This is a genomic window from Idiomarina aquatica (assembly GCF_003987185.1).
In the GTDB taxonomy this organism is placed as follows: Bacteria; Pseudomonadota; Gammaproteobacteria; order Enterobacterales; family Alteromonadaceae; genus Idiomarina; species Idiomarina aquatica.
Genome location: NZ_PIPS01000001.1, coordinates 619,098 through 635,223 on the forward strand (window position 1 = coordinate 619,098; position 16,126 = coordinate 635,223).

General features: G+C 55.5%; 16 protein-coding genes. 2 read left to right on the plus strand and 14 right to left on the minus strand.

Annotated features, from left to right (window positions below):
* Positions 1 to 675 carry a heme exporter protein CcmB gene (ccmB, locus tag CWE23_RS03070; protein WP_105307687.1) on the minus strand — a complete coding sequence of 225 codons (675 nt, stop codon included), beginning with the start codon at positions 673 to 675 and terminating at the stop codon, positions 1 to 3.
* Positions 675 to 1,352 carry a cytochrome c biogenesis heme-transporting ATPase CcmA gene (ccmA, locus tag CWE23_RS03075; protein WP_105305870.1) on the minus strand — a complete coding sequence of 226 codons (678 nt, stop codon included), beginning with the start codon at positions 1,350 to 1,352 and terminating at the stop codon, positions 675 to 677. Before ccmA ends, ccmB begins: the two co-directional genes overlap by 1 nt.
* A 139-nt stretch (positions 1,353 to 1,491) precedes the next feature.
* Here ccmA and CWE23_RS03080 point away from each other — a divergent pair, with 139 nt between their 5' ends.
* Positions 1,492 to 3,204: a flagellar hook-length control protein FliK gene (locus tag CWE23_RS03080; RefSeq protein WP_126819400.1), complete on the plus strand. Its 1,713-nt coding sequence runs from the start codon at positions 1,492 to 1,494 to the stop codon at positions 3,202 to 3,204.
* Positions 3,201 to 3,479 carry an EscU/YscU/HrcU family type III secretion system export apparatus switch protein gene (locus tag CWE23_RS03085; protein WP_126819402.1) on the plus strand — a complete coding sequence of 93 codons (279 nt, stop codon included), beginning with the start codon at positions 3,201 to 3,203 and terminating at the stop codon, positions 3,477 to 3,479. Before CWE23_RS03080 ends, CWE23_RS03085 begins: the two co-directional genes overlap by 4 nt.
* A 5-nt stretch (positions 3,480 to 3,484) precedes the next feature.
* Here the strand turns inward: CWE23_RS03085 and CWE23_RS03090 are convergent, their stop codons facing one another.
* The 12 genes from CWE23_RS03090 to flhA are packed head-to-tail and all read right to left on the minus strand — an operon-like array spanning position 3,485 to position 15,938.
* On the minus strand, positions 3,485 to 3,976 hold the full coding sequence (locus CWE23_RS03090) for a DUF2802 domain-containing protein (RefSeq protein ID WP_241970516.1): 492 nt from the start codon (positions 3,974 to 3,976) through the stop codon (positions 3,485 to 3,487).
* 3 nt (positions 3,977 to 3,979) lie between these two features.
* Positions 3,980 to 4,492, minus strand: coding sequence for a chemotaxis protein CheW (locus CWE23_RS03095; protein WP_105305866.1), 513 nt, complete (start codon positions 4,490 to 4,492; stop codon positions 3,980 to 3,982).
* Positions 4,493 to 4,539: 47 nt separating this feature from the next.
* Positions 4,540 to 5,304 (minus strand): chemotaxis protein CheW, encoded by a 765-nt coding sequence (locus tag CWE23_RS03100; protein WP_126819404.1) that lies wholly within the window; start codon positions 5,302 to 5,304, stop codon positions 4,540 to 4,542.
* Entirely contained in the window at positions 5,301 to 6,086 is a 786-nt protein-coding gene (locus tag CWE23_RS03105) for a ParA family protein (protein WP_105305864.1), read from the minus strand. Before CWE23_RS03105 ends, CWE23_RS03100 begins: the two co-directional genes overlap by 4 nt.
* A gap of 2 nt (positions 6,087 to 6,088) precedes the next feature.
* Positions 6,089 to 7,279, minus strand: coding sequence for a protein-glutamate methylesterase/protein-glutamine glutaminase (locus CWE23_RS03110; protein ID WP_126819405.1), 1,191 nt, complete (start codon positions 7,277 to 7,279; stop codon positions 6,089 to 6,091).
* Between the two features lie 15 nt (positions 7,280 to 7,294).
* On the minus strand, positions 7,295 to 9,508 hold the full coding sequence (locus CWE23_RS03115; protein ID WP_126819407.1) for a chemotaxis protein CheA: 2,214 nt from the start codon (positions 9,506 to 9,508) through the stop codon (positions 7,295 to 7,297).
* A gap of 13 nt (positions 9,509 to 9,521) precedes the next feature.
* Positions 9,522 to 10,262: a protein phosphatase CheZ gene (locus tag CWE23_RS03120; protein ID WP_105305861.1), complete on the minus strand. Its 741-nt coding sequence runs from the start codon at positions 10,260 to 10,262 to the stop codon at positions 9,522 to 9,524.
* Positions 10,263 to 10,276: 14 nt separating this feature from the next.
* The gene (cheY, locus tag CWE23_RS03125) at positions 10,277 to 10,660 is read right to left on the minus strand and encodes a chemotaxis response regulator CheY (protein WP_105307686.1); all 384 of its coding nucleotides are present in this window, start codon (positions 10,658 to 10,660) and stop codon (positions 10,277 to 10,279) included.
* Positions 10,661 to 10,694: 34 nt separating this feature from the next.
* Entirely contained in the window at positions 10,695 to 11,420 is a 726-nt protein-coding gene (locus CWE23_RS03130) for an RNA polymerase sigma factor FliA (RefSeq protein WP_126819409.1), read from the minus strand.
* On the minus strand, positions 11,413 to 12,285 hold the full coding sequence (locus tag CWE23_RS03135; protein ID WP_126819411.1) for a MinD/ParA family protein: 873 nt from the start codon (positions 12,283 to 12,285) through the stop codon (positions 11,413 to 11,415). The genes CWE23_RS03130 and CWE23_RS03135 overlap by 8 nt, the downstream gene beginning before the upstream one ends.
* A gap of 15 nt (positions 12,286 to 12,300) precedes the next feature.
* Positions 12,301 to 13,782: a flagellar biosynthesis GTPase FlhF gene (flhF, locus tag CWE23_RS03140; protein ID WP_126819412.1), complete on the minus strand. Its 1,482-nt coding sequence runs from the start codon at positions 13,780 to 13,782 to the stop codon at positions 12,301 to 12,303.
* A 14-nt stretch (positions 13,783 to 13,796) separates the two neighbouring features.
* Positions 13,797 to 15,938, minus strand: coding sequence for a flagellar biosynthesis protein FlhA (flhA, locus tag CWE23_RS03145; protein ID WP_105305857.1), 2,142 nt, complete (start codon positions 15,936 to 15,938; stop codon positions 13,797 to 13,799).
* Between the last annotated feature and the right edge of the window lie 188 nt (positions 15,939 to 16,126).

Genomic DNA, 16,126 nt, shown 5'->3' on the forward strand with positions numbered 1-16,126 from the left:
TTAATTCATACTCATTCTGACAGCGGCCGCCATCGCCAGCGGCGCCAGGGTTACCGTTAATACGGAGATTGCAGCCAAAATGGCCAATTGTCCTTGCACCGCCAGGCCCATGCCGGCGTTTTCCACCGCCGAGGTTGCAAAAATCAGCAACGGGATAAACAGCGGTAATAATATCAAGCTGACCAGCGAGCCGCCACGTTGCAACTGTAAGGTCAGCGCGGCGCCGATAGCACCCAGTGCACTCAGTGCCGGGGTGCCCAGCAGCAGCGTCAGTGCCAGTGCCCACCAGGCGTCCAGCGGTAAATTCAGTAATAACGCCAGCACCGGCGACAGGATCACCAGCGGCAGTCCGCTTAACAGCCAGTGCGCTGCCACTTTGGCGGTCAGCGTAAAAGCCAACGGTTGCGGCAACAGACACAACTGCTCCAGTGAGCCGTCGTTGTAGTCGTCCTTAAACAGCCGATCCAGACCGAGCAGGGTTGCCAACAGTGCCGCCACCCAGATGATACCCGGCGCAATGCGCGCAAGAATGTCCGGACCGGGGCCAATCCCCAGCGGGAACAAGGTCACCACCATTAACAAAAACAACAGCGGGTTGAGCGCGTCAGAGCGCCGTCGTGCGGCAATGCGCAAATCTTTCACTAATACCGACCGCCATAACTGCCAGGAGTTCATCATAACAACACCTCGGCCCGGGCGCTGTTGAGTGTCAGTTGCTGCAGTGGCAACTGGGTGTCGGTCAGCGGCTGATGAGAGGTCATGACGATACTGCCGCCGCGGCTGAGGTGCTGCAGAAAACGTTGTTGTAACAGCGCAATGCCATCCACGTCCAGTGAGGTAAAAGGCTCATCGAGGATCCACAAGCTGGCGGTGCTGCACCAGAGTCGGGTGAGTGCTACGCGGCGCTGCTGTCCGGCCGACAGCCGTCCGGTCATTTCTTCTTCCAGCCCCAACAAACCGAGTTGTTCCAGGACATCCCAGTCCTGCGCTTGCTCGGCGGTGGCGGTGGTGTCGCCCCCCAACCGGCGCTGCCAGAACACGTTCTCGAGCGCACTGAGTTCGGGTTTAACGGCCGCTTTATGGCCAATGTATAACAGCTGTTGATGATAGTCGTCGCGAACCCGGTGCAGCGGCTGGCCGTTAAAACGGACTTCGCCCTCGTTCGGCACCAGTAACCCCGCCAACATACGGAGTAAGGTTGACTTGCCGGCACCGTTGGCACCGCTGATCTGCCAGATCTCGCCGGCCTGAACGGCCAGTTGCAACTGCGAGAACAATACGCGTCCACTGCGAATTGAGCTTACACGGTCGGCGTGTAATAGTGGCATAGCCGTGTTCGTGGACTGTGTCATCGATGGTTAATCCAACACCCAAACATCAAAGTGTGAAAGAAATACGTAAATTGGCTCGAGTTTACCACAGTTATTGCCGAAAATACCATGTAAACCCACGCGAAAACGGTAACCTTTGTCACCGGGGGATGACGCTGAAATGGAACTGAATCAGTTACTGCAAAATCTGCTGAATACGTCGGGCAAAGCCGATACTCAGGCACTGCCTACGGGCGTTCTTAAGCAGTTGACCCGTGTCGTCGATGCCGACGCGGCCAAGGTGCTGATGCAGGTACTGCAACGGGCGGCCGGCAACGCGCCGGTGACTCAAATGCCGGCATCGACCACGACGGCTGATGTGCCAACCGCCGCGCGGCTGCCGGTATTGCCGGTGACCATCACACTGACGCCGGCTAACGCGGCACTGCAGCGTCCGCCACAGGTACTGCTGAACCTTGACCTTAACGGCAAGACCCTGACGCTGCCGATAGCCATTGACCGGCCGCAACAGCAGCAGTTGCAACAATTGCCGCCCGCGAATCAGAATCAACCACTGTTGCTGCTGGTAACAGCGGTATTGCCCGCTGCGCGGGGCGCAACGACGGGCCAGCCATCGGCACAGCCGGTCGTACAAAATCCGCTGCCAACCACTCCGCCCGCCGCAACCAGAGCGGGCGCGCAACCGCCGTCGCAGTCACAGGCGCTGTTGCAGGTACAACTGGTCAGCCCCAAAGCGCCGCAGCAACCCGTTACGCTGTCGCTACCGCTGACACAGTTACCGCGGCCGGTGGCGGCCGCGCTGTTGAACACGGCCAGCTCAGTGACCAGCCCGTCCAGTTCTCCAACCGCAGCAACGGCGCCGCCTGCGCCGGCTCCTATCAGCCAGGCTCCCGCACCGCAGGGGCTGATGCTGAAACAGGCGAGCCAGATCACCCCTCAGCAGTTTCAACAGGCCTTACAACAGTTGCTTCGCTCGCTACCGCCGCAGCCTCAGCCGTCAATGTCGACGGCCGCGCCAGCGCCGGCCAGCCCTGAGCAGGCATTGACGCGGTTACTGCGGGCCGTGGTACAGCAGTTGCCGCCGCCGGAGGCCATGCAGCAGCCGCAACAACTGAAACAATGGGTCAACGACTGGTTTGCCGCCAAACCGGTGGCCGCGCAAGCTCAGCAGCAACTCGGTGGGCTGGGTAAAATGCTGATGATGCTATTGGGTATGACCTTACAAAAGGCGCCGACACCGTCGGCAACAAGTTCCGCGGCGTCGGCGTTGCAACAGCACAACGCCAATCATTTGACGCAGGCATTGCTGGATGAAATTCTGCGCCCGGCGGCACGGCGCCCCAACGAACCGCAGTTTACCGGCGAAGTGCGCGATCGCATCAATCAGCTGTTACAGCAATTGCCACAAACGCAGTTGCAACGGTTGATGCAGTTGTTTACGGCGGTACTTAACGGCGCCCAGACCAGTCAGGCGCGGCTGGCCGAAACCAGTACCAGCAGCCCGGAGTACTTTGTGCTGCTACCGGCGTCCGCACAACAGCAGCAACAGCAACATGAGCTATTAATCCGCCGCGAGCAGCAGCCACCGAAAGACGGTGAACCGGGCCGCACACTGTGGCTATTTACCCTGCGTTTTGAATTGAAACAGTACGGACCGCTGCTGGTTAAAGGCCGCTATCACCCTGCTGGTACGCGGGTGGATTTTTACACTGAATCGGACCACGCGCAGCGATCAATGGAAAAACACATCGAAAAGCTGGCCGAGCGCTTTTCCAGTCTTGAGGTGCAGGGTATTCAGTTGGCGGTACAAAAAGGCAAAGTACCTGATACGCTGGCCACACAACAAAGCGGCATTATTCGGGTGACGGTATGAGCGATAAGCAATCGAAACAAGCGATCGGACTTTCTTATGACGGCGTCAATGCGCCGCAGGTTATCGCTAAGGGCTTTGATGAACTGGCGGAAGAAATCATCGCGGTGGCAAAAGAGCATGGCGTGATGGTGCACGAGGATCCGTTATTATCGGATTCGCTGACACGGCTGAACGTGGGTGAAGAAATTCCGCGCGATCTGTACATCATCATTGCTGAAATCATTGCCTTTGCCTATCTGCTGGACGGCAAGTTTCCCGCATCATGGGAGGCGTAACGGGATTATTTGCGCATCGCCACCAGCAACTCCGCTTCGGCACGGGGTAAGTCGCATTCCTGCATGATGTCTTCGACTGTGGCGCCATCGGCAATCAGTTTGGCCGCGCGTTGATAGAGTTTTGCGCCCGGATCCTGCTCCGCCAGTTGCTGCAGTTTTTGCTCTAACAACTGCTGTTCTTGCTGGAGCTGTGCCACTGTCTGCTGCAGTTGCTCGCTTTGCGCGTCCAGTTGTTGCTTGAGGCTTAATTCAAGACTCTGTTGCAGTTGTTCGGTTTGGGCATAGTCAACATGACTGGGTTGCTGTTCCAGTTGTTGCTCCAGTTGTTGCTTTAGGGCCAGCACGTCAGCCGCGGTTTCGGTTAGCATCATCAGCCGCTGTTGCTGACGTTCAATCAGCTCAGCCTGTTTGCGCGACGTGACAATCACCGCGGTCAGTGCCAGCAGCGCCAGCACTAACGCGATCACGGCGATGATCAACGGCGTCGAGAGCATCATTGGTTAACCCAAACGGGAAATCTCATCCCACTCATCGTCGGTCAGCATTTTGTCCAGATCGACCAGGATCAGCAACTCGTCATCGCGATTGCTGACGCCTTGAATAAAGCGCGAGCTTTCGTCGGTACCGACGTTCGGTGCGGTATCAATTTCTGATTTTTTCAGGTAAACCACTTCGGCTACACTGTCCACCAGGATGCCGATGACCTGTTTTTCCGATTCGATAATGACCACACGAGTGCTGTCGGTCACTTCCGTTTGGGGCAGACCAAAGCGCAGGCGGGTGTCGATGACGGTTACCACGTTGCCGCGCAGATTGATGATACCCAACACATAGTTTGGCGCGCCGGGGACCGGGGCGATTTCGCTGTAGCGCAAGACTTCCTGCACCTGCATTACGTTAATGCCGTAGGTTTCCTGATCGAGCTGAAAGGTTACCCATTGCAATACTTCGTCGTTTGCGTCTGTTTCGCTGTTTTTACGCGTGTTTTTTACGTTTCGAGTTTCCGTCGCCATGCTTTTGCTCCGATATTTTGTGGTCGCGCCAGGGCGCGGCCTCCGGGTTATTTTTGAATGTGTCCTGAACCGTTATTCAGCAGTGTAATCAATGCATTGACGTCGAGCAATGCACACATGCGTTCGCGTACCACACCGGCGAGCCATGGGCGCTTTTCATTGACACCTTTACGCCATTGGATGGCATCCGGGTGCAGCGGTTCGCTGTCAACCAATTCTTCGCACAATAGCCCCCAGGGGCTGTCGTTGAGCGTGATCAGATATTGATAGTCGATACTCTGTTCAAGCTCCGGGGTTAATTTTTCCGGCATCACCCATCTAGCTGTATCGACCACTTGCAGTTTTTCTTCACGTTCGGTCATGATGCCTCTGAACCATTTCGGTTTGCCAATCAGCGGGCTGATTTTACCGACCGTGTGAATACCACCGAGACTTTTTAACGGTACCGCCAGAGTGAGCCCGGCGACGCGGAAGAACAACGCCTGGAAGTCACCTTGCTGGTATTCCTGCATGGCATCGGGCTTAGGGCTTGCTTCGTTCGCCGGTTTAGGCGCTGCGCGCGGTGTGGGGCTTGCTTCGCTCGCCGGCTTGGGCGCTGCGCGCGGTGTAGGGCTTGCTTCGCTTGCCGGCTTGGGCGCTGCGCGCGGTGCGGGGCTTGCTTCGCTCGCCGGTTTGGGCGCTTCGCGCGTTAGTGTCGCTTTTTGCAGCAGTTGTTTGACCGGCTCGTGGTCGAACTCGGCGACGGGCTTTTTTTCTTCCTCAAGCAAGGCGTTGAGGTATTCCATCATGGCTTTATCGCTGCTGCCGCTCATTCTGTGTCCTGCTGTGCTAACTGTTGTAAATGGGTCAACAAACTTTGATAGGCTAACACACCGCGAGCCTTAGGCGCATACAACGACGGTGGCAGTTGTTCATTACTGGCGTCACGAAACTTGGTATCGATGGGTATCATGCCATTCCAGACCGAATTGCCATAGCGTTCCACCAGTTTTTTGTAGGTATCCAGTGACGCTCGTGTGCGCTTGTCGTAAAGCGTCGGGATGATGGTGTAGCGATAACCGTGGCCGCGGGATTTTTGGATCAAGGACAGTGTGCGCATCATCCGATCCAACCCTTTCAGAGCCAGAAACTCCGTCTGCATAGGGATCAACACCCGATGACAGCAGGCCAGCGCATTAACCATCAGTACGCCAAGCACCGGCGGCACGTCAATCAGTACGTAATCGTAGTCGTCGGCGACCAGCGCCAGCGCGCGTTTTAACACCAGCCCCATGCCGCCCTGCGTGCCGAGTTTACGATCCAGCGTGGCCAGGGCCATAGTGGCCGGCATCACGTCGAGGTGTTTTACTTCGCTGGGCAGAATTGCCTGTTTGACCTGTTCACGGGTAATGGCTTTTCCGGCCGAGAATACATCATAGGCGCTGGCGGGCAGCTCTTCGGAATCAAAGCCAAAATAGTAAGTCAGTGACGCATGCGGGTCGGTATCGATGCACAGTACGCGTTGTTGCCGCTCAGCCAGCAGTCCGGCCAGGGCAACCGTGGTGGTGGTTTTACCAACACCACCCTTTTGGTTCGCGACGGTCCATACGATCATGCTCAGTGGTATCCAACCTCTTTTAAGATGGCGCGGGCCATGTCATTTAAGCTGATACTGCGCGTCGAAATACCGGCACTGGCGACCGCTTGTGGCATACCGTAAACCACGCAGCTGGCTTCATCCTGCGCCCAGATGGTGGCCCCCTGCTGTTTCAGCATTCGTGAACCCTCGCGTCCATCGGCTCCCATGCCGGTCAGGATAACGCCCAGCACCTTGCCGCCGAACAATTTCGATAGGCTGGCAAAGGTAATGTCGACACTGGGTTTGTAGGTGATCCGGCCGCTGTTGTCCTCTTTGATACGAATGCGTGCGCTGCTGGCCGAGCCATCGACGATCATCTGTTTGCCGCCGGGCGCCAGATACGCGTGTCCGGGGCGCAGCACATCGCCCTCTTCCGCTTCTTTCACGCGCACTTTACAGAGCCCGTCGAGGCGCTGCGAAAAGGCTTTGGTGAAAGCCGCCGGCATATGTTGCACCATCAGGATCGGGTACGGGAAGTTCTCCGGCAATTGCGTCAGAATTTTTTGCAGCGCCACCGGGCCACCGGTTGAGGTACCAATCGCCAGCACCTGATAAGCGCGGTTAATGGTTAGATTGCCGGTCGACGCCGGCGTGCTTGGCGCGGTGGCCTGCTCACGCTGACGTTGACGCTCTTCACTGCGCTGGCGAATGCGGTCCAGCGCCGACGATGACGTGCTGCTGGTATCACGATGGCTGCTGACATCACGGCTTGAGGGACGTGGGTCGGTTGTCGGTCGCGTCGGCGTTGCTGCCCGGGTGGAACGCGCCGAGCTGTCCTGAGCAATGGCCAGTACGCGATCCTGCAGAGTTTTTACCGCTTCGTCGCGATTACGGGCGATGTCTTCAAACTTTTTCGGTAAGAAATCGGCGGCACCGGCTTCCAGCGCATTCAATGTTGCGGTGGCGCCTTCGTGAGTCAGTGAGCTGAACATCAGGATCGGGCACGGCGCCGAACGCATGATTTCTTTGACCGCATCAATGCCGTTCATAACCGGCATTTCGATATCCATGGTGATCACGTCGGGGCGGAGTGACTTGGCCTTGTCAACGGCTTCGCGGCCGTCGTTGGCTGAGCCGATCACTTCCAGTCGGCTGTTTTGTTCGAGGATCTCAGTGACTCGGCGGCGAAAAAACGCCGAGTCATCTACCACCAGAACTCGTACTGTCATCAGGAGGGTTATCCGTTAACGTTTGGCGTAATACTTGAGCATGCTCGGTACATCGATGATCAAGGCAATACCACCATCACTGGTGATGGTTGCTCCGGCCATCCCCGGCGTGCCCTGCAATAATTTATCCAGCGGCTTAATCACCACTTCTTCCTGGCCAATCAGTGCATCGACCACGAAGCCGACTTGCTGATTACCGATTTGTACCACCACCACATGACCGTTTTCGTTACGGCTTGAGCGGTCCGGGTTGCGCACCAGCCAGTGCTCGAGGAAGAACAGCGGTATCGCGCGGTTACGGACAATCAGCGTCAACTGACCATCGACGGTATTGGTACGCTTCATGTCGAGGTCGATGATTTCACTGACGACCGCTAATGGCAGCGCGAAGGTTTGATCTTTCACCGCCACCATTAAGGTTGGCAGAATGGCCAACGTCAGTGGCACTTTGATCAGCAGCTCGGTACCTTTACCCAGCTCTGAATTGATCTTAACACTACCGTTGAGCTGGGCAATTTTCGTTTTTACAACGTCCATGCCCACACCGCGACCGGATACTTCAGACACTTGCTCTTTGGTCGAGAAACCGGCCGCAAAAATGAGGTTATACGCGTCTTCATTGCTCATGCGGGCGGCACTGTCTTCGTCCAGTACGCCACGCTTAATGGCAATGCTTTTCAGTTTTTCAGCGTCCATACCCGCACCGTCGTCTTTGATCGACAGCATGATATGGTCGCCTTCCTGCGACGCCGACAAGGTTACTGTACCCTGGCGTGGCTTTCCTTTGGCAACCCGTTCATCCGGCATTTCAATACCGTGGTCGACCGAGTTGCGCACCAAATGCACCAAGGGATCGGCAAGCGCTTCAACCAGGTTTTTGTCGAGATCGGTTTCTTCACCATACATCTCGAGGTTGATTTCTTTTTTCAGGCTGCGCGCAAGGTCGCGAACCACTCGCGGGAAGCGGCCGAAGACTTTCTTAATCGGCTGCATACGCGTTTTCATCACCGCACCCTGCAAGTCACCGGTTACCACGTCCAGGTTAGAAATGGCTTTGCTCATTTCCTGGGCGTTTTGGTTATCGTCGTTGTTGCTGAGGCTCAGTAAACGGTTACGCACCAACACCAGTTCGCCGACCATGTTCATGATTTCGTCAAGACGTTTGGTATCAACGCGGACCGTGGTTTCTGCCGGTGGTGGCGGCGGTGTTTTTGCGCCGGCCGCGGGTTTAGCCGCTTCGCTTGGTTTAGAGGCTGCGCCTGGTTTAGAAGCTTCGCTTGGTTTAGCGCCTGCGGCGGGTTTGGAAGCTTCGCTTGGTTTAGCGCCTGCGGCTGGTTTAGCGGCTTCGCCTGGTTTGGCTGTTGGGGCTTTGCCCTGGCCATGGAGTTCGTCAAGTAAGGATTCGAACTCGTCGTCGGTGATTTCGTCGTCGTCTTTACCCGAGCCAGAGGCACGAGCTGTATCCGGGGCCGGCTTGTTGGCGTCTAGCTTGGTTGGGGCTTTGCCCTGACCATGCAGTTCGTCCAGTAAGGCTTCGAACTCGTCGTCGGTGATTTCGTCGTCGTTACTCGTGCCAGAGGCACGAGCTACATCAGAGGCACGAGCCGCATCAGAGGCGCCAGTTACATCAGAGTCACGAGCCGCATCAGAGGCGGCTTTGGTTGGCGCTTTGCCTTTGCCATGCAGTTCGTCGAGCAGGGCTTCGAATTCGTCTTCCTGAATTTCGTCGATGCCACCGTCGTTGGCTTCGCTTTCCGGTTGTTCCGGCTGTTCCGGCTCCGCGGGCGCTTGAGCTTCTTCAGTGGTGTCAGCGGCAGCAGCGTCCTGTTCGTCGGCCGATTCCGGTTCACTGAGTTTGTGCAAAGCCTGCAGCAGTTGGTCAGAGGCAGCTTCAACGTCTTCGCGCGCCTGCAACTGAGCAAACTGCGCGTTGATGGTGTCCAGCGCCTGCAAAATGACGTCCATGAGCTCTGAAGTGACACGGCGTTGATGATTACGCAAGGTGTCAAAAACGTTTTCGGCACCATGACAGGTGTCCACTAACGCGTGCACGTTCAAAAAGCCGGCACCACCTTTAACGGTATGGAAACCGCGGAAAATGGCGTTCAGCAAATCTGAATTCTCAGGATCGTTTTCAAGCTCTACCAATTGCTCTGACAGTTGCTCGAGGATTTCCCCGGCTTCTATCAAAAAATCCTGCAGAATGTCTTCGTCCATTTCAAAGCTCATGCAATCGCTGCTCCTAGAATCCTAAACTCGACAATAAATCGTCAACATCGTCCTGACCGGACACCACATCATCACGCTTATCGGCGTCGATAATGGGTCCTTCTGCCTGACTTTTATCGGCCGCTTGCGGCGCTTTCTTAGCACCTTTTTTCGCTTCGTCGCCAAACAGCTTCAGTAACTCAATCAGGTTCTTTTCGACGTCCTCAACCAACTGGATGACACGGCGGATGACCTGACCGGTAATGTCCTGGTAATCCTGAGCCATTAATACTTCCGTCATCAAGCCGTGGATCTGCGGCATGTTCTGCCCACACGACCTAAGTACGTCGTCAACGCCGTGGCACAACGACTTAAACTCAGACAACTCAATGTTATTGTCCATAAGTTGTTGCCATTTCGGCATTAATTGCTCGATTTTTTGATGCATGTCATCTGCCATCGGCAAACAAGCTTCCACGGCATCCATGGTGCGGTTGGCGGCATCTTCGGTTTTTTGAATGACGTATTGCAGACGATTCTGTGCGTCGGGCAGTTCGTCTTCAGTCAGTTGCACAATGCGGGGGTCCAACTGAAAATCCTGCAGCGCTTCGTGGAGGTCACGCGTTAACTGTCCTACCGAAGTAAACAGTTTGTCGTTGCGCCGATTGTACACTTCGTCGAGCATTTCGTTGGCTCGTTTCTGCTGACCGGCTTCCAGTAAGGCAACCAGTTCTTTGGCTTGCTCTAACGAAATGTCGTGGGCATGCTCTGTCATGATAGCTCGCCCTGTTAGCTAATGCGTTCGAAGATCTTATCGAGTTTTTCTTTTAGCGTCGCAGCGGTAAAAGGTTTCACGATGTATCCGTTGACGCCGGCCTGTGCGGCCTGGATGATCTGCTCGCGTTTGGCTTCTGCCGTTACCATCAACACTGGCAGGTGTGACAATTTATCGTCTTTGCGAATTTCTTTGAGCAAATCGATGCCTTGCATACCCGGCATATTCCAGTCTGTTACGACAAAGTCAAAGTCACCTTGTTGCAACATGGGCAGCGCGGTATTACCGTCGTCGGCTTCCTGAATGTTGGTGAAGCCCAAATCGCGCAGTAAGTTTTTGATGATTCGTCTCATTGTTGAAAAGTCATCAACAACAAGAATTTTCATATTTTTATCCAAAGCTCCCTCCACTGAGGCTCTCGATTACCACAAATTATTCAACCCAACTCTGCATACGCGATTTAAGGCGCAGCATGGCTTGACTATGAATTTGACTGACTCGCGATTCACTCACACTGAGTACTTCGCCAATCTCTTTTAAGTTCAGTTCTTCATCATAATACAACGAAAGCACCAAAGCTTCACGTTCAGGTAATGACGAAATGGTTTCGACTAACGCCCGATGAAAGGCATCGTTCTCGATATCCCGTTGCGGCTCGTAATGCGCGCCGCTTACCTGCTCGGGTATGATCGCATCTTCTGACACCCCGAGGTCTTCAATACCGATGATGCGTCCCGAGTTTACATCACGCAAGATAGCATGATACTCGTCCAGCGACAGCTCCAATTGTGCCGCTACTTCTACGTCTTTGGCATCACGGCCGGTTTCGTTCTCAACCTGCCGAATGGCTTCCAGTACCCGCCGGTGATTTCGGTGTACGGAGCGCGGCGCCCAGTCTCCCCGGCGGATTTCGTCAAGCATCGCACCGCGAATACGAATGCCGGCAAAGGTTTCAAAGCTGGCCCCTTTGCTGCCGTCAAAATTTCGTGCCGCTTCCAATAAACCAATCATGCCCGACTGGATCAGGTCGTCGATTTGCACACTGGCCGGCAATCGCGCCATCATGTGGTGCGCGATACGCTTAACCAGACCGGTATGCTTCTCGATAATGGCCTGACGGTTGTCGGCATGCGCACTGTACACAGCTGCTTTATTCATTGGCAACATCCTGCTTAGATCTGTTATCGGCAGAAGTTATTAATTGTTCAAGGAAAAATTCCATGTGCCCACCTGCTTGGGCAGGGATTGGCCAGTCCAGGGCCTTCTTCGCCAGCGCTTTTATCGCCAACGATGCGGGTGATTTCGGGTGCGCCACGACCATCGCCTTTTGCTTTCTGACCGCCTGACGCAGGTTTTCGTCAAACGGAATAATAGCGGACAATTCTAACGCGACATCCAAAAATCGATCGGTGACTTTTGTCAATTTATTAAACAGCACCTGGCCGTCACGGAGGTTGCGTACCATATTGGCAACCACCTTAAACTTAAACACACCCTGGTCGCGACTCAATACTTTCATCAACGCGTACGCATCGGTAATTGACGTCGGTTCGTCACAGACCACCACGATAACGTCCTGGGATGCCCGCGCAAAGCTGACCACCGTGTTGCCAATACCGGCGGCGGTATCGACGATCAAGACATCAAAATCGCCCTGAAGCTCACTGAATGCCTGGATCAGGCTGGCGTGTTCACGCTCGGTCAACTCGACCATGGTGCGCGTACCTGAAGTGGCCGGTACGATTTGGATGCCCGCCGGCCCTTCCACCAGGATGTCCCGCAAATCGGCGGTACCGTCGAGCACATGAGAAAGGTTTTTACGCACTCTGAGGCCCAACATAACGTCAACGTTTGCTAACCCCAGATCGGCGTCTAAGACCAAGACGCGCTTACCCTGCTGCGCCATTGCAATCGCCATATTCAGCGACACGTTGGTTTTACCCACGCCGCCTTTGCCTCCGGTGACTGCAATTACTTTGATCTTTGACTGTTTCATTCTTCTTAAGCCACTTGCTTGATCCATGTGCGCGCTACTTCTTTAGTTAATACTCGTGTGCCAGTACGATTTTGGCATCTCTGTCATGTTCGAACAAATGCTTTTGTCATACAAGCGCTCAGCTTCGTTCACCAGAAAATGGGCGTCCGCCACTTTGATGTCTTCCGGAACTTGCTGGCCGTTGGTTAGATAACTTACCGCCATGCCATGCTCGATGGCAACACTGATGCTCTCACCCAGACTCAGGCATTCGTCCAGTTTGGTAAAAATACAGCCACTCAACGGCAGTGTTTTAAACTGTTTGACAGCGTCATTCAGTACCTGCGTTTGTGACGTTGCTGATAATACCAGATATGGACGAATACGCAGACGGTTATTGTGCAGTAACGTGGCCAGTTGGTCATTCAGGCGTTTATCACGCTGACCCATACCGGCGGTGTCGATCAGGATCAGTGATTTATCGCGCAGCGTCAGTAACGCATCGGCTAACTCTTTGGCGTTATTGGCAATTTTTACCGGACAACCCAGGATACGTCCATAGGTCTGTAATTGTTCACTGGCACCAATACGGAAGGTGTCGGTGGTGATCAGCGCCACTTTGTCAGCGCCGTGACGCTGCGCGTAACGTGCTGCCAGCTTGGCAATGGTCGTGGTTTTGCCGACACCGGTCGGGCCTACCAAGGCCACCGCGCCGCCACGCGTCAAAATATCGTCAGCGGTGGTATTGAGCTGACCTTCCAGTAATTGCAGGCATTGCTCCCAGCTGTCGTCGTCTTCGCCGCCTTCGGGAATGAAACAGGCGATCTGATCGGCGATGCGTTCGCTCAGACCCATGCCCATCAAACGCTTGGTGAGCATGGCACGGATGGGTTCTTCGCGCTCGATTTCTTGCTTCATCAGGCCGCTTAGCTGATGTTGCAACAGATCTTTGATGCCGCGGATCTGGGCTTTTAATTCGGCGATTTCAGCAGCACTGCCGCCACTGACGTGCTCGGGGATGTCATCCCCGAGCGCTTGGCGCCCCTGCGGGGCTTGCTCGGCGCCCTGTGGGCTTGCTTGGCGCGGCGTTGCCGCTTGCTGGGCGCGCGCTCCTTCGTCGCTTGCTTGCTGGTTTGGCGCGCTTGTGCCTTCGGCACTTGCGCTTGCTGTCGCGCCAAAGGCGCGACCTACGGATTCGCTTGTGCCTTCGGCACTTGCGCTTGCTGTCGCGCCAAAGGCGCGACCTACGGGGTGGCTTGTGCCTTCGGCACTCGCCGGATTTTGGCCGTGGCTTGTGCCTTCGGCACTCGCTGCTTGGCGTTGGAGGAGTTCGGCGAGGGAGCTGGCTGGCTCCTCTGTCGCGCCAGAGGCGCGACCTACGGGTGCTGCTTCGGGTTGTTGGGCGTCGGGGTCGACGGCGGCGACGATTTCGATGCCACCGTTGACCTTTTTATTCGACATGATCACAGCGTCCGGGCCCAGGGTTTCTTTTACCTGCAGCAATGCGCGGCGCATATCTTCGGCAAAAAAGCGTTTAATTTTCACAAGCGACTCCCATCCTAACTATTCTGGCCCACGGTTTGGTTTCCACCGATAGAGCTGACGATCCGAATTTGTTTATCATCGGGGATTTCCTGATAACTCAGTACTCTCATGCCATCTGTCGCGTGACGGGCAAAGCGTGCCATGGTCGAGCGCAGTAGCCCCGAGGTCAGCAACACCGACGGTTCTCCGTTCATTTCCTGTTGCTGATGTACGTCGCGTAATGATTCCTGTAACCGTTCTGCAAGACCGGGTTCGATGCCTGCACCTTGCTGATTACCGTCATTACCGGCGGCTTGCAAAGACTGATGCAACATCTGTTCCAACTCTGGCGCTAACGTGATAACCGGCAGTTCTGGCGCGCCCTCCGAGATATCCTGCACGATCAGACGACGCAGGGCGATGCGCACGGCGGCGGTGAGAACGTCAGGATCTTGACTCCGTGGTGCGTATTCCACCAGGGTCTGTACGATGGTACGCATATCGCGGATGGCGATGCCCTCATCGAGCAGGTTTTGCAGCACTTTGACAAAATTGCCCAGCGACAGCATATCCGGTACCAGCCCTTCGACCAGTTTCGGATGGCTGCGGCCAAGGCGATCGAGTAGTTCCTGCGCTTCTTCGTGACCCAGCAACTGTGACGCGTGGTTGGTGACGATTTGGCTTAGGTGAGTTGCCACCACCGTCGCCGCGTCCACCACGGTGTAACCCAGCGTTTGCGCGTGTTCACGCTGTTCCGGGCGGATCCACACCGCATCCAGGCCAAAGGCCGGATCTTTGGTCTTTTCACCGTCCAGTTCGCCGAACACCTGACCCGGATTAATCGCCAGTTCCCAGTCGTGACGGATCTCGGCTTCGCCCATGGTGACGCCCATCATGGTAATGCGGTAGCTGTTCGGGCCTAAATCGAGGTTGTCGCGAATGTGCACCGAAGGTACCAGAAAGCCGAATTCCTGCGACTGCTTCTTACGCACACCCTTGATGCGCGACAACAGCTCGCCGCCCTGCGACTTGTCGACTAACGGGATCAGACGATAACCCACTTCCAGGCCCAGGGTATCGACATGGCGCACGTCGTCCCAACTGAGCTCTTTTTGGACTTGCTGTTGTTTTTGCTCCTGCTGCTCTTTTTCGACCAGCTCACCTTCCTGAGTTTCGCTTTTCTTGATTTTGAAGTAAGCGGCGCCGGCCAGTACCGCCGACATGCTTAAAAACGCCAGGTGTGGCATGCCCGGGATCACGCCCAGCGCAAACAACACGGCACTGGCAATCACCAGGACACGGGGGTTGTCGACCAACTGAAACACCACCGCGTCGCCCATGTCTTTGGTGTCGTTTTCGCGGGTGATGATGATGGCGGTGGCAACCGACAGTAACAGTGCCGGGATTTGCGCGACCAAACCGTCACCAATGGTCAGCAGGGTGTAAACCTCGATGGCTTCGCCGAAGCTCAGACCATGTTGGATCATCCCAATCAGGAAGCCGCCGATGATGTTAATCAGCAGGATCAGAATACCGGCGATGGCGTCGCCTTTAACGAATTTACTGGCACCGTCCATTGAACCGTAGAAGTCCGCCTCGCGGGTAACGTCCTGACGACGCTGTTTGGCTTCTTCCTGGTTGATCAAACCGGCGTTCAGGTCGGCGTCAATGGCCATTTGTTTACCCGGCATGGCGTCAAGGGTAAAACGTGCGGTCACTTCCGAGATACGTCCGGCACCCTTGGTGATAACCACGAAGTTGATGATAACCAGAATGGCGAACACCACCAAACCGACGGTGTAGTTACCGCCGATCACCACGCTACCAAAGGCTTCGATAACGCTACCGGCAGCGCCCGGACCGTTGTGACCTTCGAGCAATACAATACGGGTGGAGGCGACGTTGAGCGACAAGCGCAGGACGGTGGCGATCAGCAGCACCGTCGGAAACGCCGCAAAGTCCAGTGGTCGCTGGGTATAAACCGCAACCAGCATCACCACCAGCGACAGGGTGATGGAAAACGAGAATAATATATCCAGGATCATCGCCGGGATCGGCAACACCACCATCGCCAGTATCGCCATCACCGCCAGGGGGGTACCGAAACCTTTGATTAAATAGGAGTTATTCTGTGCAAATGCTTTTACGCTGTTAAGCCGTTCCGCACCACTCGCCATACTTCGTTTCTCGCGTCAAAAGTTTGAATCTGGGGTTGTGTTATTCAAGATGTGTGCCATAAATGCTCTAGGGCTTCGATTGGCTTTTTCGGCGGATGCGGGCTTTGCTCCGCCGGTGCGTTCGGCTACGCCTCACTAAACCGGCGGGTACCGAGGATCTGAACGGGCTTTGTGGGGATGCCGGCTCG

Bases quoted from the DNA above. Each gene is read 5' to 3' on its own strand.
- CWE23_RS03135 (WP_126819411.1), bottom strand. From the start codon at position 12,285: ATGGATCAAGCAAGTGGCTTAAGAAGAATGAAACAGTCAAAGATCAAA.
- CWE23_RS03100 (WP_126819404.1), bottom strand. From the start codon at position 5,304: ATGAGCGGCAGCAGCGATAAAGCCATGATGGAATACCTCAACGCCTTG.
- CWE23_RS03115 (WP_126819407.1), bottom strand. From the start codon at position 9,508: ATGAGCTTTGAAATGGACGAAGACATTCTGCAGGATTTTTTGATAGAA.
- CWE23_RS03085 (WP_126819402.1), top strand. From the start codon at position 3,201: ATGAGCGATAAGCAATCGAAACAAGCGATCGGACTTTCTTATGACGGC.
- CWE23_RS03095 (WP_105305866.1), bottom strand. From the start codon at position 4,492: ATGGCGACGGAAACTCGAAACGTAAAAAACACGCGTAAAAACAGCGAA.
- CWE23_RS03110 (WP_126819405.1), bottom strand. From the start codon at position 7,279: ATGACAGTACGAGTTCTGGTGGTAGATGACTCGGCGTTTTTTCGCCGC.
- flhA (WP_105305857.1), bottom strand. From the start codon at position 15,938: ATGGCGAGTGGTGCGGAACGGCTTAACAGCGTAAAAGCATTTGCACAG.
- CWE23_RS03105 (WP_105305864.1), bottom strand. From the start codon at position 6,086: ATGATCGTATGGACCGTCGCGAACCAAAAGGGTGGTGTTGGTAAAACC.
- CWE23_RS03090 (WP_241970516.1), bottom strand. From the start codon at position 3,976: ATGATGCTCTCGACGCCGTTGATCATCGCCGTGATCGCGTTAGTGCTG.
- CWE23_RS03080 (WP_126819400.1), top strand. From the start codon at position 1,492: ATGGAACTGAATCAGTTACTGCAAAATCTGCTGAATACGTCGGGCAAA.
- CWE23_RS03120 (WP_105305861.1), bottom strand. From the start codon at position 10,262: ATGACAGAGCATGCCCACGACATTTCGTTAGAGCAAGCCAAAGAACTG.
- CWE23_RS03130 (WP_126819409.1), bottom strand. From the start codon at position 11,420: ATGAATAAAGCAGCTGTGTACAGTGCGCATGCCGACAACCGTCAGGCC.
- ccmB (WP_105307687.1), bottom strand. From the start codon at position 675: ATGAACTCCTGGCAGTTATGGCGGTCGGTATTAGTGAAAGATTTGCGC.
- ccmA (WP_105305870.1), bottom strand. From the start codon at position 1,352: ATGACACAGTCCACGAACACGGCTATGCCACTATTACACGCCGACCGT.